Genomic DNA, 15688 nt, shown 5'->3' on the forward strand with positions numbered 1-15688 from the left:
TCATATGGAGAGCCCAGGCATGGCATGGTTACAGCTTAAAGCGCGCATTGCCCCTTCTCAGGCTGAACTGCTGGAATCGCTTCTTTTGGATCAGGGCGCTCAAGCCATCACGCTGGAAGATGCCGAAGATCGCCCCTTGTATGAGCCGGATATTGGTACCACCCCCTTGTGGGCAGAAACCATTCTGACTGGTTTGTACGATGACCTGGAAGGTATTGAAAGTATGCTCGAACGTGTTCGTGCCGAATGGGCATCCGTCGAAACCGAAACGCCATGTCCGGAAATCGAGTACGAAATCCTGCAGGATCGAGACTGGAGCCGTGAGTGGATGGACGGTTTTGAACCGCTGAAAATGGGCCAAAAACTCTGGATCGTGCCGAGCTGGACAGACGCCCCTGAACCCGAGGCCGTCAATCTGATGCTTGATCCGGGGCTCGCTTTTGGTACAGGCACTCATCCTACCACAGCGCTCTGCCTGCAATGGCTGGATACACTATCTGTTGAGGGGCATCTCGATAACACACGCGTGCTCGATTATGGATGTGGTTCAGGTATTCTGGCCATTGCAGCACTCAAGCTGGGTGCAAGCGTTGCGCATGGTGTCGATATCGACCCTCAGGCCCTGCTCGCCAGCCGTGACAACGCAGAGCGAAACGGCATCAGTGAGGATCGGTTAACCCTCGCCCTGGCTGAGCAGGCACAGGCACCCACTCGCACGGATTATGACATTGTGGTTGCCAATATTCTTGCGGGCCCCTTGGTTGAACTGGCTCCCCTACTCGCTTCGTACATTCCCCCAGGCGGCCAATTTGCCCTCTCGGGCATTCTGGCCAATCAGGCAGAAGGCCTCGAAGAGGCGTATCAGGCTCAGGGCCTTAACATTGATCATGTCGAAACCCTGGATGGCTGGGTACGCATTAACGGTCATCGCACATGATATTTTCACGATGAGCACGATACTCAATAGGCATGAATGTGTAACAAGACTTTGCCCGACTTATCACGAATTGTACAATTTTCGATCAATTTAAACTTTTCGACTTCAACTCACACCTCAAGGAGGCTATCATTAGCCTCCTTTCAGTCTGACAAATCGGGCCCATGCACGTAATTAACGATTCTCCCTTGCGCATTGGTCATCACCACTTCGAAAACCGGCTTGTTCTCGCCCCCATGGCGGGAGTAACAGACCGACCGTTCCGGCAACTGTGTCGCCAACTCGGAGCAGGGATGGCCGTTGCCGAAATGCTGACCGCTGACCGAACCTTGTGGCATACACCCAAGTCGCGTCTTCGGATGGATCATCGCGGTGAATCAGGCCCTCGTATTGTTCAGATCGCTGGTGGAGACGCCCAGCTATTGGCTGACGCCGCCAAAGCCAATGTCGAACACGGTGCCGAAATCATCGATATCAACATGGGGTGCCCGGCAAAAAAGGTGTGTAACAAGGCAGCAGGCTCTGCATTGCTAAGGGATGAACCGTTGGTAGGTGAAATTCTTGAGGCTGTAGTCGGGGCTGTTGATATCCCCGTGACACTCAAGATAAGAACCGGTTGGAGCGATGACCAACGTAATGGCATTCGTATTGCGCAGCTGGCGGAGTCATTGGGAATACAAGCCATTTCAGTACATGGCAGAACCCGTGAACAAAAATTTAATGGGGAAGCTGAATACGACACCATGCGAGCCATCAAAGCGTCAGTCTCCATCCCCGTTATCGCCAATGGCGATATTGACTCGGCGGAAAAGGCAGCGCAAGTCCTTGCCTATACAAAAGCGGATGGGCTGATGATTGGCCGTGCAGCCCAGGGTAATCCATGGATTTTCGCTCAGATTCAGCATTTTCTGACCTATGGAGAGCAGCTGGCTCCTCCTACACTGGAAGAACGTCGCCGTACCATGCGGGCACACTTGAATGCGCTATATGAGCATTATGGTGAATACATGGGAGTACGCGTGGCACGCAAACATATCGCCTGGTATCTGGCGACCCTGAAGGATGGACAGGAAGCACGCAAGCGTTTTAATTCCCTTGAAAGCTGCGATGATCAACTTGCCTGCCTGGAACAGTTTTTTGACAACACTTCGAGCAACACAGCGCTCGACGGAATACACGTATAATGAATCAACATAACTCTTCGCTATCCAACGAAACACAACATGATGCCTCACTCGCCAACACTGTAAGCTCAGCCGAGAACTGCGAATGTCTGACGCTACGTGAAACAGTGGCACTGACGATGACACGCTATTTCAATCATCTTGAAGGGGAAAATGTCTCCGACCTATACCAAATGGTACTGAGTGAAGTGGAAGCTCCCCTGCTTGAAAGCGTCATGAAATATGTCAGAGGCAATCAAACGACAGCCGCACAGATGCTTGGGCTGAACCGTGGCACGTTGAGAAAAAAACTGAAGCAGTACGGTCTTCTATAACGCACTAACACATAACCAACAAACTCACCCCCTACTTCGGATTTAGCATCAAGATGACAACCACTCCCATACGTCGCGCGCTGATCAGTGTTTCGGACAAGACCGGTATCGTAGAGCTCGCCCGTGCTCTGGATGAAAGAGATGTCGAGATTCTTTCCACTGGAGGCACCTTCGCGCTACTGAACAAGGAAGGTATTCGTGTACGTGAAGTCTCTGACTACACTGGTTTTCCTGAAATCATGGATGGTCGGGTCAAGACATTACACCCTAAAATCCATGGGGGGATTTTGGGGCGTCGTGGGCAGGATGACAGTGTCATGGAAGCCCATGAGATTGGTCCTATTGATATGGTTGTGGTTAACCTCTATCCCTTTGAAAAAACCGTAGCCAATCCTGAGTGTACACTCGAAGAGGCTATCGAGAATATTGATATCGGCGGCCCGACCATGGTTCGTTCATGCGCCAAAAATCATGCATATACTACCATTGTGGTCGATAGCGGTGATTATTCACGTGTTATTGAGGCTATGGATGCTCATGGGAATAGCGTCGATGACACCACTCGATTTGATCTTGCAGTAAAAGCATTCGAACATACCGCTGCTTACGATAGCGCTATTGCTGCTTACCTTGGGCGCAAGGTGGAAAAAGAACAGACCCCCTTCCCCAGAACCTGGGGTGAGCGCTTTAACAAGCGGGAAGACATGCGCTATGGTGAAAACCCGCATCAGCAAGCCGCCTTTTATGTGGATACCACGGCAGGCGAAGGTTCTGTTTCCACTGCAAAACAATTGCAAGGCAAGGCACTTTCCTACAATAACGTGGCTGATACAGATGCTGCATTGGAGTGTGTAAAATCCTTTACACAACCGGCCTGCGTAATCGTCAAACATGCCAACCCTTGTGGTGTTGCCGAGGTTCCCGAAGGCAAGGGAGGCATTTTCGAAGCGTATCAGCACGCCTTTGCCACTGATCCTGAATCTGCATTTGGCGGAATTATTGCATTCAACCGTGAGCTGGATGCCAAAACGGCGTCTGCCATTGTGGAGCGCCAGTTCGTCGAAGTCATTATTGCCCCTACCATCAGTGAAGACGCTATTCAGGCAATTTCAGCGAAGAAAAATGTTCGTCTTTTGGCGTCTGGCACATGGGGACCGCAACGTTCTTTCTACTGGGATTACAAACGCGTAAATGGTGGGCTATTGGTACAAAGCCGGGACAACGGCATGATTACCGCAGATGACCTGCAAATTGTGACCAAACGGGCCCCTACAGAGCAAGAAATCAATGACATGCTGTTTGCCTGGCGCGTAGCCAAATTCGTCAAGTCCAACGCGATTGTATATGCGAAAAACGAGCAGACTATTGGTGTAGGCGCTGGTCAAATGAGCCGAGTCAACTCAGCGCGTATCGCCGGCATCAAGGCAGAAAAAGCGGGACTGGAAGTACCGGGCTCCGTCATGGCCAGTGACGCCTTTTTCCCCTTCCGTGACGGTATCGACAATGCGGCTGAGGCTGGTATTACAGCCATTATCCAGCCCGGCGGTTCAATTCGCGATGATGAAATCATTGCCGCTGCAAATGAGGCGAATATAGCCATGGTCTTCACGGGTATGCGTCACTTCCGTCATTGATCATGGGCACAAAAAGTCGATCTCTTTATAGACCGGCCTAATAAAAACGGTGGCCTGCATTTAACAGGACCACCGTTTTTTATTGCCGCTGAAGATGATTACTTCCGAGGGAGATTGAAAGTTCACCTTGTCACGTCAGAGCGCATCAATTCCTCAACAGGTTCAGAAACTCCTGACGCGTATTGGCACTTTCACGCAATCTGCCCAACATCACAGACGTTTTCATGCTGGAATTCTGTTTTTCTACACCACGCATCATCATGCACATGTGACGCGCTTCAATAATGACACCTACTCCCGATGCCCCCGTCACTTTCTGGACCGCATCGGCTATCTGATGAGTCAGCTCTTCCTGAATCTGCAAGCGCCGCGCATACATATCAACGATGCGTGCAAACTTGGAGAGGCCCAACACCTTGCCCCCCGGTAGATAGCCGATATGACACCGACCAATGAAAGGCAACATATGGTGTTCACAGAGCGAATACAACTCGATGTCCTTGACGATCACCAGCTCATCATTGGTCGAGCTGAATACAGCTCCGTTCACAATTTCATCCAGGGTCTGATGATAACCACGGGTTAAAAACTGCATGGCCTTGGCAGCACGTTTGGGTGTATCCACCAACCCTTCACGCGTAGGATCTTCACCCAACTGCTCAAGAATCGCGCGGTAGTGACTTTCTAATGAAGCATCGGTCATGGAGTAATCCAGTCTTTCCTGATCTGTGAAAACAAATAAATGATGCGCGAAGTGTACACTTAAATGCGCTGATAAGCATTGCTGTCTTGCAACAGCCTGATGTCTAGCCCAAGGGCACAAAACACGACAAGGCTATGCCGCTTCCTTGACCCAATCATTTATGTGAATGATGGCGAATACCAAATGTATCATGCGGCACAACGTAACGCCTGCATGTTAAGCCATCCACCGCTGTGGCGTTATGGCTACACGTTGCGCTTCCAATTCACGGATATGACTGTTCCAATACCCCTCATCATTTACCCATGGAAATGCCTGGGGAAAGGCAGGGTCAGCCCATCGATCAAGAATCCAGGCGCTATGCCGCATAACACGAACTGTCCGAAGCACTTCGATCCATTGAATTTCACGTCGATCAAACTCCTTGAACTCTTCATAGCCCTCTATCAACTCGGACAATTGAGTACGCCAGCCCTGTTCATTCGGGTCACTCAAAAACATCCATAAGTCCTGAATGGCAGGGGCATAACCACAATCGTCAAAGTCGACCAGTGTATAATGCCCATCATGACCTAACACGTTACCCGGGTGGCAATCATTATGGACTACGATAGGCTTTACCTGTGGTAGCTTCAACGAATCAATGGCTTTAATGATCCCTTTGCTGACAACATCATAATCGGCACGATTTTGGCTTGAGAGCTGCCCACTGTTCAGCACTGTTTCACGACTTTCCTGACATACCCTAAGCGGGTCGAAAGTCGGACGATGATATAAGCTCACGGTCGAGGCTGCTGCATGCATTTGCCCGATCAGCTGCCCCAGCGCAAATAACTCGTCAGGGTCTTCCAGCATCGGAGAACGGCCAACAACATGCGGGAAAATAGCCAACCTTTGTCCTTCAATATGGAACAGGCTTTTACCCTCTGCATCCCGCCACACATTGCCTACAGGCACGCCCTTTTCATGCAAGTGCGTCAGAAGCCGATGCTCTTCCAGAATCGCCTCATCACTCCAGCGCCCGGGTCGATAAAACTTGGCAATCCAACGATGCCCTTCGTCATCCCTGAATGAATAGACACGATTTTCGTAACTATTCAGGGCAAAAGGCTCGCCTTCGACCCGAAAAGTCAATGACTCAATAGCACGCACAATACTGCCTGGGTCCAGTGTCGCAAAGGGTAATTGCGAAGTACTGTGATGGGTTAAAGTGTTTGTCATATTGAATATCTTCTAAAGCGCGTTCTCGCACTCATCTACAGTTTGATTTTATAAAAAACAGCATTGACCACACAGGATTGCCCATTTGCCAATAGAGGGACATTCGATTCCTGTTTGCTGAATTCATGCCACAGGGGGCAGGTCAACATATACACACCGTAGGTATGCTTGTAGACCGTCCTATTTACAAAAAACAATATTTCACGATAGGGACATCTACCTTTAGAGCTGATTCCACTATCCATAATGCTGTACGCCGATAATCACCAGGACCGCAATGGCCAAAATGTAAAATGTCGGACGCTTGACCTTCATTGAAAAGTCGATTTTTTCTTCCTGAAAACGGGAATCGGGCCATCTACGCTGAGTACGCCGAGCCCATCTTATCCATACATACAAAATGGCGATGAGTGCGAGAAACAACACGATCACATTGATACAAGCCACTTTTTCCATCATTGGCATCACTTCATCAGGATTGATAATATAATTCACGTTGTATAACCTGTTTTCAGTCAAGGCCTGTTCTTCTACGCGGTAAACAATGTTTTGAAAAAAGTTTGTGGCTATTACATGCCATTATTCGCGCCTTTTTCTTTACAACGTTTTCCCTTGTAGCACTTCTTCACACATCGAGCCTCGACACACCATAATGATTCAGCTATTCACAACTCACATGGGAATAACAACAAACTATAACAATAACGGCAAAAATATTCGGTATCATGACTGAATATGCGTAAAATGCCGCACTGGCGTCGTGCCGATTCCCACGATTGATTACCAAAAAGCAGAGCACCATGGATTTTCAGCAACATCTTTTTCTGCCAGCAACGTCAGATGCCCCTTTGCAGTGGCTGGTCAGCATGCTTCCTTACATCCTCGGGATCATACTGATTTTACTGGTCAGCCTGTTTATCGTCAGCAAGGTATGGTTGTTTCCTTCACGGGAGCGTCGACTGAAACGGAACCGCCGAAAATTGCACAAGGGAAGTCGTTAGCAGCTGTTACCCCTTTTTGTAGGCGTTCGAGCAAATGCCAGCGCACCCACCCATTCGGCCCCATGTACAAAGCAGGTGGCTGCCAGGCTATCCAATGTCGCCCCTGTAGTGGCGACATCATCCAATATCAGTATACGTTCAGGTACACGCCCCTCCAATTCAAATACGTCTTTCATGTTTGCTCGCCGTTCACGTCTGTTCAATGTTTTTTGAGGCGCCAACCCCTCTTTACGTGACGCTGTCAATAAAGGCAGCCCTGTCAGTCTGGATAAACGCTTGGCCCATACGTACACAGGGTCAAACCCTCTGCTACGTGTACGTTTGCAATCGGGGGGGACCGCCAATAATGTTTGAACACGCTTACCACCTTCAAATAAGAACATTCCTGCAATCCGATACCAGACCAGTTCGAACAGTAACCTCCCCGACAGTAAATCACCATGCTGTTTGTAACGACACATGAGTCGGGCAATTTCTCTCTGATAGACGTAAGGTGCCAGACAGTAATGCAACATGGGAGGAGTATCCCTGCACTGCTGACAAAGCATTGGCTCATGCATTCCAAGGCTGTCTAAATCTTCATTACATACCCTGCGCCTTATTCGGCAGGTGATAGGCTCAGCACACAGCGAACAGGCAGCATCATTCAGTGGGAGTGCCTGCCAACAGGGTTTGCACCAGGGCAACCGTTTTTGGGGCATTCCCAAACAAAGTGGACAATACCCGGGAAGCAATACAAAAAGCTGACGTTCCAGCCATGTATAAAGCGTCACATCACACCCCATCATGCAGCAATCCACACGGATTCAAATTCCCTAGAGCCATCATGAAAGTGAATAAAATACCTTCATCGAAGGGCAGCAATAGTATTATCGGCCGATTCTCGAATAAATTTAGTGCTTTCTATTGAATATCAAGAATGTATTGTGCATAATGCGCACCGCGCCGGATTGGTGGAATTGGTAGACACGCTAGATTTAGGTTCTAGTGCCGTAAGGTGTGGGGGTTCGAGTCCCCTGTCCGGTACCAGATTTAACCCCTTGTATTTTCAAACAATACAAGGGGTTTTCTTTTTGCTGGAGAAAATGATTCAAGAACTGGAATGGTTGGCCTGTGAAGAGGCATACTCCCCATGCTTATTGATGCCATACAAGCAACCGTGTTTCCACACCAGTGCAGGCCTTTCAATCAGGCCTTGAATTTCATGACGCTTTGAATCAACGAATCAGGCAGGTGTTCTTCGGTCCCTGTCATGGCTTCCCAGCCTAAAGCAATAGCCCCCAGCAAAGCGCCATGATTTGCTATCTGTGAAATGTGAATAGCCACCGGGCAGGGCAAAAATTCATCGATATGTGCTTGGAGCATCGGCAAAAATACCTGGCAAAAAGGGGCCAATCCCCCACCCAGGGTGATCACATCAGGGTCAAGCGTAATCGCCGTATTGCAGACCACACGACTGAATTCGTCGACGAACTCTTCATGCATTGACCATAATGCGTCACCTTCTTGAGCTGTCAGTATTTCGGCAGCCTGAAGATGGGGAAAGCCACTATGATTGAGTTGTGCCCGCATGCCTGCACCCGAAACACGATCTTCTAGCGGTGCTACACCAGAACACGCGCCTTTGGAGTACTTTCCATGCAGAGGATAAAGCGAAGGCAATAAATATCCCAACTCCATCGCCATTTTATGTGCCCCTTGCAGTAGGCGCCCTTCAATAACGGCCCCTGCGGAAAAGCCTGTACCCAAATTGAAATGCAGGAGGGATTCTGCATGCCATCTGCCTGATTTATACTCCGCATAGCAGGCAGCTTTTACATCATTTATACCTGCCACATTCGCTGCTGGCCATGCTTCAGTGAGCGCCTTCAGCATATGCTGAAAACTCCAGTTGGGATTATTGGGCGAAAACTCTCCCGAATCTTCCGGGTGCCCGGGTGCCGCCACAGAAATGGATGTTACCGCCTGCCACTGATGCTCAACACACCAGCGCTGTAGAAAACGAGTAATATCCTTGACCGGATTATTTCTGTCCAACGTATCCATGGGAACGCGTTTAAAAGCTAATATCCTGCCTGACTCATCAAAAACGGCAATCGCCATTTTCGTCCCGCCAATATCGATGGCAAGCCCTTGTGCTTTGGTCATGTCATTCGCTCTTTTCTTCAATTGCAAAAGGCCACAGATGATGCCATCGCGCCCACATCAGGAAAATAATACTCCCCATTGCCACCCATGCCAGAGAAAGCTCGATGGGATGAAGTCCCGGTGCAGCTGAATCTGACATCAGGTAGATACCTACCCAACCGGCCAAAGCAATGATCAACGGCAATGGATACAGCCACATGCGATAAGGCCTGTCCATCTCAGGGCGTCGCCGCCGGAGTACAATAAAAGCCGCAATTTGCCCTAGGCTTTGTACAATGATCATGACGGTCGTTAATAGTTGAATCAAAGCCGACAAATTGGTCAGTTCTCCCAATACAAATCCCATCATGGTCATGACCACCATGACAATCACACCATAGACAGGAAAAGCTCTGGTCTTGTGCAAGGTCGCAAATCTTTTAAAAAACACGCCATCACGAGCTGCCTCATAGGGAATACGTGAACCTGACAGCATTCCCACTGTAAAAGAGGTGAAAGCAATCAACAAAATCAGAGCAGTGCCTATATAAGCGGCCCACTTTCCCCAAGTAGCCATCAGAACAGCCGAGGCCAGTGCCTGATTGGCCAGGGTTCCCGGTTCAATCATTTGCTGCCAGGGAATCACCCCAAGCATTCCGACCTGCATCAGCAAATAAACAATCATGATACCGATAATCGAGAGCGTAATTGACAAGGGAATGATCCTCCCCGGGTTTTCAACTTCTGCCCCCATATACGCCGTCGTGTTGTAACCAAGGTAATCGTAGACGCCGATGGTTAGCCCACCTGCAAAAGCAAACCAGAACGAACTGTGGTTGAGCGCAAAGGCTCCCGCAGGATAATCGATAACATGATGTAGATTGAAGCGGGAAAAACTGGCGAGGATAACCATCAGCAATGCAATAATCATCACTCCCCAGAGGCCCACTACCCAACGGCTAATGGTTTCTACGCGATGCCATAAGAAAAGCCACGATAAAAGGATAAGTACAAGCCCTAATATGACCTGTACCACCAGGGACAGGTCGGGAATAAAAAACGATAAATATTGAACAAATCCTACTACACCGGTCGACATGATAAGTGGTACAAAAAGAATAGCGGTCCACACAAACAGAAAAGGCATCCAGTTACCAGTACGGTCGCGAAAAGCCTCACGCAAGTATATGTAGGTCCCTCCCGAACCAGGCATGGCGGCTCCCAATTCAGCCCAGACCAGCCCATCACATAGCGCAAGAAGAGCACCGGCTACCCACCCCATCACCGCTTGAGGCCCATGGAACATGGCCACCATCGCGGGAATGGTTATAAAAGGACCTACACCACACATCTGCACCATATTGAGAGCCACAGCACGCCAAAGTCCGATGCGTTTGCGTAACCCGACTGAATGGGGAGTATCCATGCTCTCTTTCCTTGTTTTTATTGAGGTGACCACAAGTGAAATACCATTTTAGAAAAAGACTCCTGTGTTGAAAAAGAATTTTCAACACAGGAGAGGTTAAACGTGCGACATCCAAAATACCGGGGGGAGATGGCTATTTTATAGGTGTATGAGGTAACCAAAGCCGTGGCAAGCATGCATGACGGGCACTTAAAGCACCCTGCGGACTGCCCTTGGGCAATTATAAAAGATACTCGGTTTTTCATAAGAAATTTTTAATCTTTCCTTACGATTATTTTGACCGGAAATTGCGGGGTATCTCTTGTATCATTTGAACACTATAACTTAAAAAATTATTAATTATGCAAAATGCAGAGAGAGGTACGCCTTGGTCAGGTGGTTGTTATTAAGCGCTTTCGTCCTCATCCTAGTCATCTGGTTACTGATCCCCTTTTCATTGGGTGGGCTCTATAGCTGGTAGCGGTGTATACACATTGTGCTAATCCTATGGTGATGCAGCTGATTGCACTGCACCTAAGCCCCTTTCATTCCATCATCAGGCCCTTTTGCTCACCGTTTTCCTTCCTCACCATTTCCGGCATAACCCTGCTATTTTTGCGATCGAATACCGGCACCCTCAACGATGAAGCCTGATACAAGTGAGGTGAAGGGCCGTTCTTATGGTGCGAATCCAAATTCTTGTCGTAAAACCTTGTCGTCAAAAGAGTGTGAATGTATAGATGAAATAGATCGGGGTTTACCTTCAAAGAAGATGAATAACCTATCAATATGCAATGAGTATTTCGTGGGATATCTATTAACAGAGGATGCATAACCTCTCCTTATCCTCTAATAACATTTCCATATCATTTGAATATCCACATCTATCTTCCTAAAGTACTCCATCAGTGCTTTTAAACATTTAATCATTAAGTATGATGTATGAATAATTACCACCTTTCCAACATATCATTTACAACCATAGGATAATAAAAATTGGGGATTTAACATTTTGTAGTATTGGACATTTTTATCCGCCATCACACTACCCATTCTATCAATATAAAATATTGAAATAAAATCAATACAAAACAGATAGTTAACCAAATATAAGAAAAATATTCATTTTGATACAGGTGATTAAGATTTGCCACTGCCGTCCATCGAGCCTTTAAAGGAAGATATTAAAAATCATCTTCCCATTCCTTATTTTATAAAGTTTACTATTTTTTAACCTCCTTTATAGACGACTTGAAACTACTAAACTAAAGTTTATTGGCTTTAATAAATAATATAGATAATGATCCCACTCACTTATTTATTTCTTCAGCTCCATAATTTTTTGAATGTAGACTTAACCATTATCAGGAATATCAGAATGGATACTCGGAAATTACGTCATGACATGACACTGGAAGAAAAAGCGCAACTATGCTCTGGTCTGGATTTCTGGCGTACCAAACCAATCAAACGATTATCCATTAAATCCTACATGATGGCCGATGGCCCACATGGGTTACGTCAACAACCCAAAGAAGCGGATCACCTTGGGGTCAGTGAAAGTAACCCCGCAACATGTTTTCCAACCGCATCGGCATTGGCCTGTAGCTGGGATCGTTCCCTAATGGAACAACTGGGAAAAGCGCTTGCGCGTGAAGCGCGTGCCAGCCAATTGGCAATCGTCCTTGGGCCGGGTATCAATATGAAACGCTCGCCGTTGGGAGGTCGTAATTTCGAGTACCTGTCTGAAGATCCTTTACTGGCCGGTGAACTGGCGAGTGCTTATGTGACGGGTATGCAATCGCTCCACATTGGCACATCGCTTAAACACTTCGCTGCCAATAATCAGGAACACCGGCGCATGTCGGTCGATGCACTGATAGAGCCGCGGACTTTGCATGAGCTCTACCTCGCAGCATTCGAACGTGTTGTCAAAAAAGCGCATCCATGGACAGTCATGTGTTCCTACAACAAACTCAACGGTACCTATACCAGTGAAAATACATGGCTGCTTACTGACATACTTCGTCACCGCTGGGGGTTTGAGGGTGTGGTCATGTCTGATTGGGGCGCCATTAATGAGCGCGTAGATGCCTTGTCTGCCGGGCTGGACCTCGAAATGCCAGGGGGAAATACACGTGACCAGCTCATTATTGAAGCTGTGCAGCAGGGCACCCTGGCGGAGTCAGTACTGGATCAGGCCGTTGATCGCTTACTGACACTCCACGAGAAAACACGCCAAGGGCTCGAACCCATTGAAGTCTCCTACAAGGAGCACCATGCTCTGGCGAGAACCCTGGCTACTGAAAGCATTGTATTACTTAAAAATGATGCCAATGTATTGCCACTTTTATCGGAAAAAAGCATAGCTGTTGTCGGTGATTTTGCCCAACATCCACGCTTCCAGGGCGGCGGGAGCTCTCACGTTAACCCTACCCGAGTAGAATCCTTTATTGATGCCCTTAAAGACAATGGGCAGGCCTATACCTTCGCCAGAGGATTCAATGCGCAAGAGGATACCCCTGACGAAGAATTGATCAAAGAAGCCGTCAAACTGGCCGGCAAGCATCCGGTGACGCTTGTCTTCCTGGGCTTACCCGATCATTACGAATCGGAAGGCTATGACCGACACCATCTGCATATCCCGCAAAACCAATTGGTACTCATGGAGGCATTGGCCCACACTGAGACGGCACTCGTCGTCGTACTGGCAAATGGTGCGCCTATTGATATGCCCTGGCTAAAACATGCGAATGCAGTGATCACAGGGCATTTGGGCGGGCAAGCCATAGGCGGAGCCCTGTATTCCATCCTGTTTGGTCACGAAACGCCAAGTGCAAAACTTGCCGAAACCTATCCGATAAACCTTTCGGACACGCCTGCCTATGTTGAGTTTCCTTCACCCGATCAGCCAAATGATACGGATGTCGTGAATTACGGAGAAAATCTACTCATTGGGTACCGACATTATGATGCACGTCATATTGCCCCCCTCTTCCCCTTCGGTTTTGGACTTTCATACACCCGATTCCGCTATGACAACCTGAATATATCGCACACCACTTTAGGCCAACAAGAGTCGCTCACGATCAAGGTTGATATCACCAATATCGGGCAGCGTTTTGGCAAGGAGATCGTGCAGGTGTATCTGTCCGATCATAGCGGCGAGATTAATGTTCCTGAAAAGCAACTACGCGGATTTGACAAGGTAGCGCTCGCGCCAGGTAAAACCACAACGGTAGAAATAAAGCTTACGCGCAGAGATTTTGCCTATTTCCATCCCGATCTGAATGACTGGCGAGTGCCTAACGGGAAATTCGTGATTCGAATAGGCGCATCTTCGCGTGATATTCGATTGGAAAAAACACTCAAGGTTGAAGGAGATGCGATAGTTGTCCCGATCCACCGCAATACACTCATTGGCGATCTTGCGAAAGTCCCTTCATTAATTGCTGTGCTTCAGCGGTCACTTGCCAAGGCAATTGAAGCACGTCCTAAACTGGCTCTCATGGTCGGAGGAGAAACGGGGGATGACATGTTGGAGGCAATGGGTAAATACCTCCCGCTCAGAGCATTGGTTTCGTTCAGTTATGGTGCATTTACCGAAGATGACCTGACGTCATTACTGGCATCGTTGAATCACGCCAATCGTCATTAAACCGACCGTTTTTCGAGGAACCGATCATGGACTCACGATTTATTCAGTCAGGTAAAGGAATCGGTAGTAGCAAACCCTTTGGCCCTTTACATAGGCCATTGACTATGCAGCAACAGGATACCCATACCGCAACAGAGGACGAGCACCTACGTATTACATCCACCCCGGATGTAAGTGTCTGGTTCATTATACGTTACTCAATGGCCGTTGTAGGCCTCTTTCTGGGCTTGTTGACACCGGTGACCATCACTCTTGCTCTACGTGTCGCTGAATTGAATCCCACCGACAAATCCTCCACGTTAGGATGGATCATGGGAGGGGGTGCGCTGGCGGCAATGCTATCCAATCCAATTTTTGGCGTATTGTCAGACCGCACCCGCACGCGACTGGGCCGCAGGCGCCCATGGTTGATTGGTGGATTGTTGGTCTCGGTTGGCAGCCTTGCTGTGATCGGCACTACTCAGTCCCTGATGGTGATTGGCATTGCCTGGTGGGTGACGCAAGCGAGCACCAACGCCGCGCTGGCATCACTGGTAGCCATTTTGCCAGACCGAGTACCCGAGCATCAGCGCGGCAAACTTTCTGCTTTTTATGGCATGTCATCAAATGTTGCCGTATTTGCCGGGGCTGCCATTATCAATCTCGTTGGCACACAAACACTGTTAATGTTCCTGGTACCGGGAGTCATTGGCTTTGTATGCGTCGCTTTCTTCACCCTTTTCTATCCAGAGCCCGAAGTTGCAGAACTCCCCGCGCCAGCCCCCTTCCGCCCCATTGAGCTAATACAAAGCTTTTGGCTTAATCCACGCCAACACCCTGACTTTGCATGGGCATGGCTCAGCCGTTTCATGATTCAATATGGCTGGGCCACGTTGGTGACCTATCAGGCTTATTATTTGATCGACGTGATGGGACTTCTTCACCACCAGGTCAGTTTCGGAATATTCATCTCTACGTCAGTGATGGGTGGATGTATTATCGTAGCATCCCTGGTCTCTGGATGGTTGTCTGACCGTTCGGGAAAAAGGAAAGCCTATGTTATCACCGCTGGCGTTATCTACGCGATTGGATTGGCGATTCTGATTTTTGCTCACTCCTTCGGGATGTTTATCGTTTCTATTTTTGTTTCATCTACGGGCTTGGGGATCTATCTTGCTGTCGACCAGGCGCTTGTGGTCGATATTCTTCCTGATCGCGGAAAAAATGCAGCCAGGAACATGGGGGTGATGAATATTGCCAATGCTCTTCCTCAATCCGTTGCACCTGCACTGGCACCCTTATTTTTGGCCATTGCCGGAGGTGGTAACTACACCGCTCTCTTTTGTGCAGCAGCCATTATTGCTCTGGGAGGTGCGTTGGCCATTTTGAAAGTGAAAGGTGTACGTTAATCAATCAGTGAAGATAAGGGTTGGAAGACAGTCATGTTGGAAGGGCATGGAGATTCGGGTTTTTGAGGGCATGACTTCGGGAAAATTACCATGAATCACGGGAGTACAGGGTGGCT

General features: G+C 48.5%; 13 protein-coding genes and 1 tRNA gene. 8 read left to right on the forward strand and 6 right to left on the reverse strand.

The annotated features are described in order from the left end of the window. Positions 1–19 precede the first annotated feature (19 nt). From prmA to purH, 4 genes are all read left to right on the forward strand, one after another. Entirely contained in the window at positions 20–937 is a 918-nt protein-coding gene (gene prmA, locus LMG33818_RS01775) for a 50S ribosomal protein L11 methyltransferase (protein WP_442321637.1), read from the forward strand. A 164-nt stretch (positions 938–1101) separates the two neighbouring features. Next, complete coding sequence (gene dusB / locus LMG33818_RS01780) at positions 1102–2121, forward strand: tRNA dihydrouridine synthase DusB (RefSeq protein WP_442321638.1); 1020 nt, start codon at positions 1102–1104, stop codon at positions 2119–2121. Next, complete coding sequence (gene fis, locus LMG33818_RS01785; protein WP_442321639.1) at positions 2121–2435, forward strand: DNA-binding transcriptional regulator Fis; 315 nt, start codon at positions 2121–2123, stop codon at positions 2433–2435. The genes dusB and fis overlap by 1 nt, the downstream gene beginning before the upstream one ends. 53 nt (positions 2436–2488) lie before the next feature. Continuing rightward, on the forward strand, positions 2489–4069 hold the full coding sequence (gene purH, locus LMG33818_RS01790) for a bifunctional phosphoribosylaminoimidazolecarboxamide formyltransferase/IMP cyclohydrolase (protein ID WP_442321640.1): 1581 nt from the start codon (positions 2489–2491) through the stop codon (positions 4067–4069). Between the two features lie 145 nt (positions 4070–4214). Here the strand turns inward: purH and folE are convergent, their stop codons facing one another. From folE to LMG33818_RS01805, 3 genes are all read right to left on the reverse strand, one after another. Next, complete coding sequence (gene folE, locus LMG33818_RS01795) at positions 4215–4772, reverse strand: GTP cyclohydrolase I FolE (RefSeq protein ID WP_442321641.1); 558 nt, start codon at positions 4770–4772, stop codon at positions 4215–4217. 216 nt (positions 4773–4988) lie between these two features. Continuing rightward, positions 4989–5993, reverse strand: a complete 1005-nt coding sequence (locus tag LMG33818_RS01800) for a serine/threonine protein kinase (RefSeq protein ID WP_442321642.1) — start codon at positions 5991–5993, stop codon at positions 4989–4991. A 237-nt stretch (positions 5994–6230) separates the two neighbouring features. Further along, positions 6231–6488, reverse strand: coding sequence for a hypothetical protein (locus LMG33818_RS01805; protein WP_442321643.1), 258 nt, complete (start codon positions 6486–6488; stop codon positions 6231–6233). A 305-nt stretch (positions 6489–6793) separates the two neighbouring features. Between LMG33818_RS01805 and LMG33818_RS01810 the strand changes: the two genes are divergently transcribed. Next, positions 6794–6994, forward strand: coding sequence for a hypothetical protein (locus LMG33818_RS01810; RefSeq protein WP_442321644.1), 201 nt, complete (start codon positions 6794–6796; stop codon positions 6992–6994). On the opposite strand, the gene LMG33818_RS01815 is transcribed toward LMG33818_RS01810, so the two are convergent. Continuing rightward, positions 6991–7509 (reverse strand): ComF family protein, encoded by a 519-nt coding sequence (locus tag LMG33818_RS01815; RefSeq protein ID WP_442321645.1) that lies wholly within the window; start codon positions 7507–7509, stop codon positions 6991–6993. The two genes, LMG33818_RS01810 and LMG33818_RS01815, sit on opposite strands and share 4 nt — an antisense overlap. A gap of 429 nt (positions 7510–7938) precedes the next feature. Here LMG33818_RS01815 and LMG33818_RS01820 point away from each other — a divergent pair. Beyond that, positions 7939–8023, forward strand: a tRNA-Leu gene (locus LMG33818_RS01820). A gap of 159 nt (positions 8024–8182) precedes the next feature. Here the strand turns inward: LMG33818_RS01820 and LMG33818_RS01825 are convergent. Next, entirely contained in the window at positions 8183–9142 is a 960-nt protein-coding gene (locus LMG33818_RS01825) for an ROK family protein (RefSeq protein WP_442321646.1), read from the reverse strand. Between the two features lies 1 nt (position 9143). Beyond that, positions 9144–10547 (reverse strand): APC family permease, encoded by a 1404-nt coding sequence (locus LMG33818_RS01830; RefSeq protein ID WP_442321647.1) that lies wholly within the window; start codon positions 10545–10547, stop codon positions 9144–9146. Between the two features lie 1357 nt (positions 10548–11904). Between LMG33818_RS01830 and LMG33818_RS01835 the strand changes: the two genes are divergently transcribed. Both LMG33818_RS01835 and LMG33818_RS01840 read left to right on the forward strand, forming a co-directional pair. Beyond that, positions 11905–14184 (forward strand): glycoside hydrolase family 3 C-terminal domain-containing protein, encoded by a 2280-nt coding sequence (locus tag LMG33818_RS01835; protein WP_442321648.1) that lies wholly within the window; start codon positions 11905–11907, stop codon positions 14182–14184. A gap of 26 nt (positions 14185–14210) precedes the next feature. Then, on the forward strand, positions 14211–15572 hold the full coding sequence (locus LMG33818_RS01840; RefSeq protein WP_442321649.1) for an MFS transporter: 1362 nt from the start codon (positions 14211–14213) through the stop codon (positions 15570–15572). Positions 15573–15688 lie beyond the last annotated feature (116 nt).

Source organism: Cernens ardua, from assembly GCF_051251085.1.
Lineage (GTDB): Bacteria > Pseudomonadota > Gammaproteobacteria > Pseudomonadales > Halomonadaceae > Cernens > Cernens ardua.

Excerpts from the sequence above, each read along its gene's own strand:
- prmA (WP_442321637.1), top strand. The coding sequence starts at position 20 with ATGGCATGGTTACAGCTTAAAGCGCGCATTGCCCCTTCTCAGGCTGAA.
- dusB (WP_442321638.1), top strand. The coding sequence starts at position 1,102 with ATGCACGTAATTAACGATTCTCCCTTGCGCATTGGTCATCACCACTTC.
- fis (WP_442321639.1), top strand. The coding sequence starts at position 2,121 with ATGAATCAACATAACTCTTCGCTATCCAACGAAACACAACATGATGCC.
- purH (WP_442321640.1), top strand. The coding sequence starts at position 2,489 with ATGACAACCACTCCCATACGTCGCGCGCTGATCAGTGTTTCGGACAAG.
- folE (WP_442321641.1), bottom strand. The coding sequence starts at position 4,772 with ATGACCGATGCTTCATTAGAAAGTCACTACCGCGCGATTCTTGAGCAG.
- LMG33818_RS01800 (WP_442321642.1), bottom strand. The coding sequence starts at position 5,993 with ATGACAAACACTTTAACCCATCACAGTACTTCGCAATTACCCTTTGCG.
- LMG33818_RS01810 (WP_442321644.1), top strand. The coding sequence starts at position 6,794 with ATGGATTTTCAGCAACATCTTTTTCTGCCAGCAACGTCAGATGCCCCT.
- LMG33818_RS01815 (WP_442321645.1), bottom strand. The coding sequence starts at position 7,509 with ATGTTGCATTACTGTCTGGCACCTTACGTCTATCAGAGAGAAATTGCC.
- LMG33818_RS01825 (WP_442321646.1), bottom strand. The coding sequence starts at position 9,142 with ATGACCAAAGCACAAGGGCTTGCCATCGATATTGGCGGGACGAAAATG.
- LMG33818_RS01830 (WP_442321647.1), bottom strand. The coding sequence starts at position 10,547 with ATGGATACTCCCCATTCAGTCGGGTTACGCAAACGCATCGGACTTTGG.
- LMG33818_RS01835 (WP_442321648.1), top strand. The coding sequence starts at position 11,905 with ATGGATACTCGGAAATTACGTCATGACATGACACTGGAAGAAAAAGCG.
- LMG33818_RS01840 (WP_442321649.1), top strand. The coding sequence starts at position 14,211 with ATGGACTCACGATTTATTCAGTCAGGTAAAGGAATCGGTAGTAGCAAA.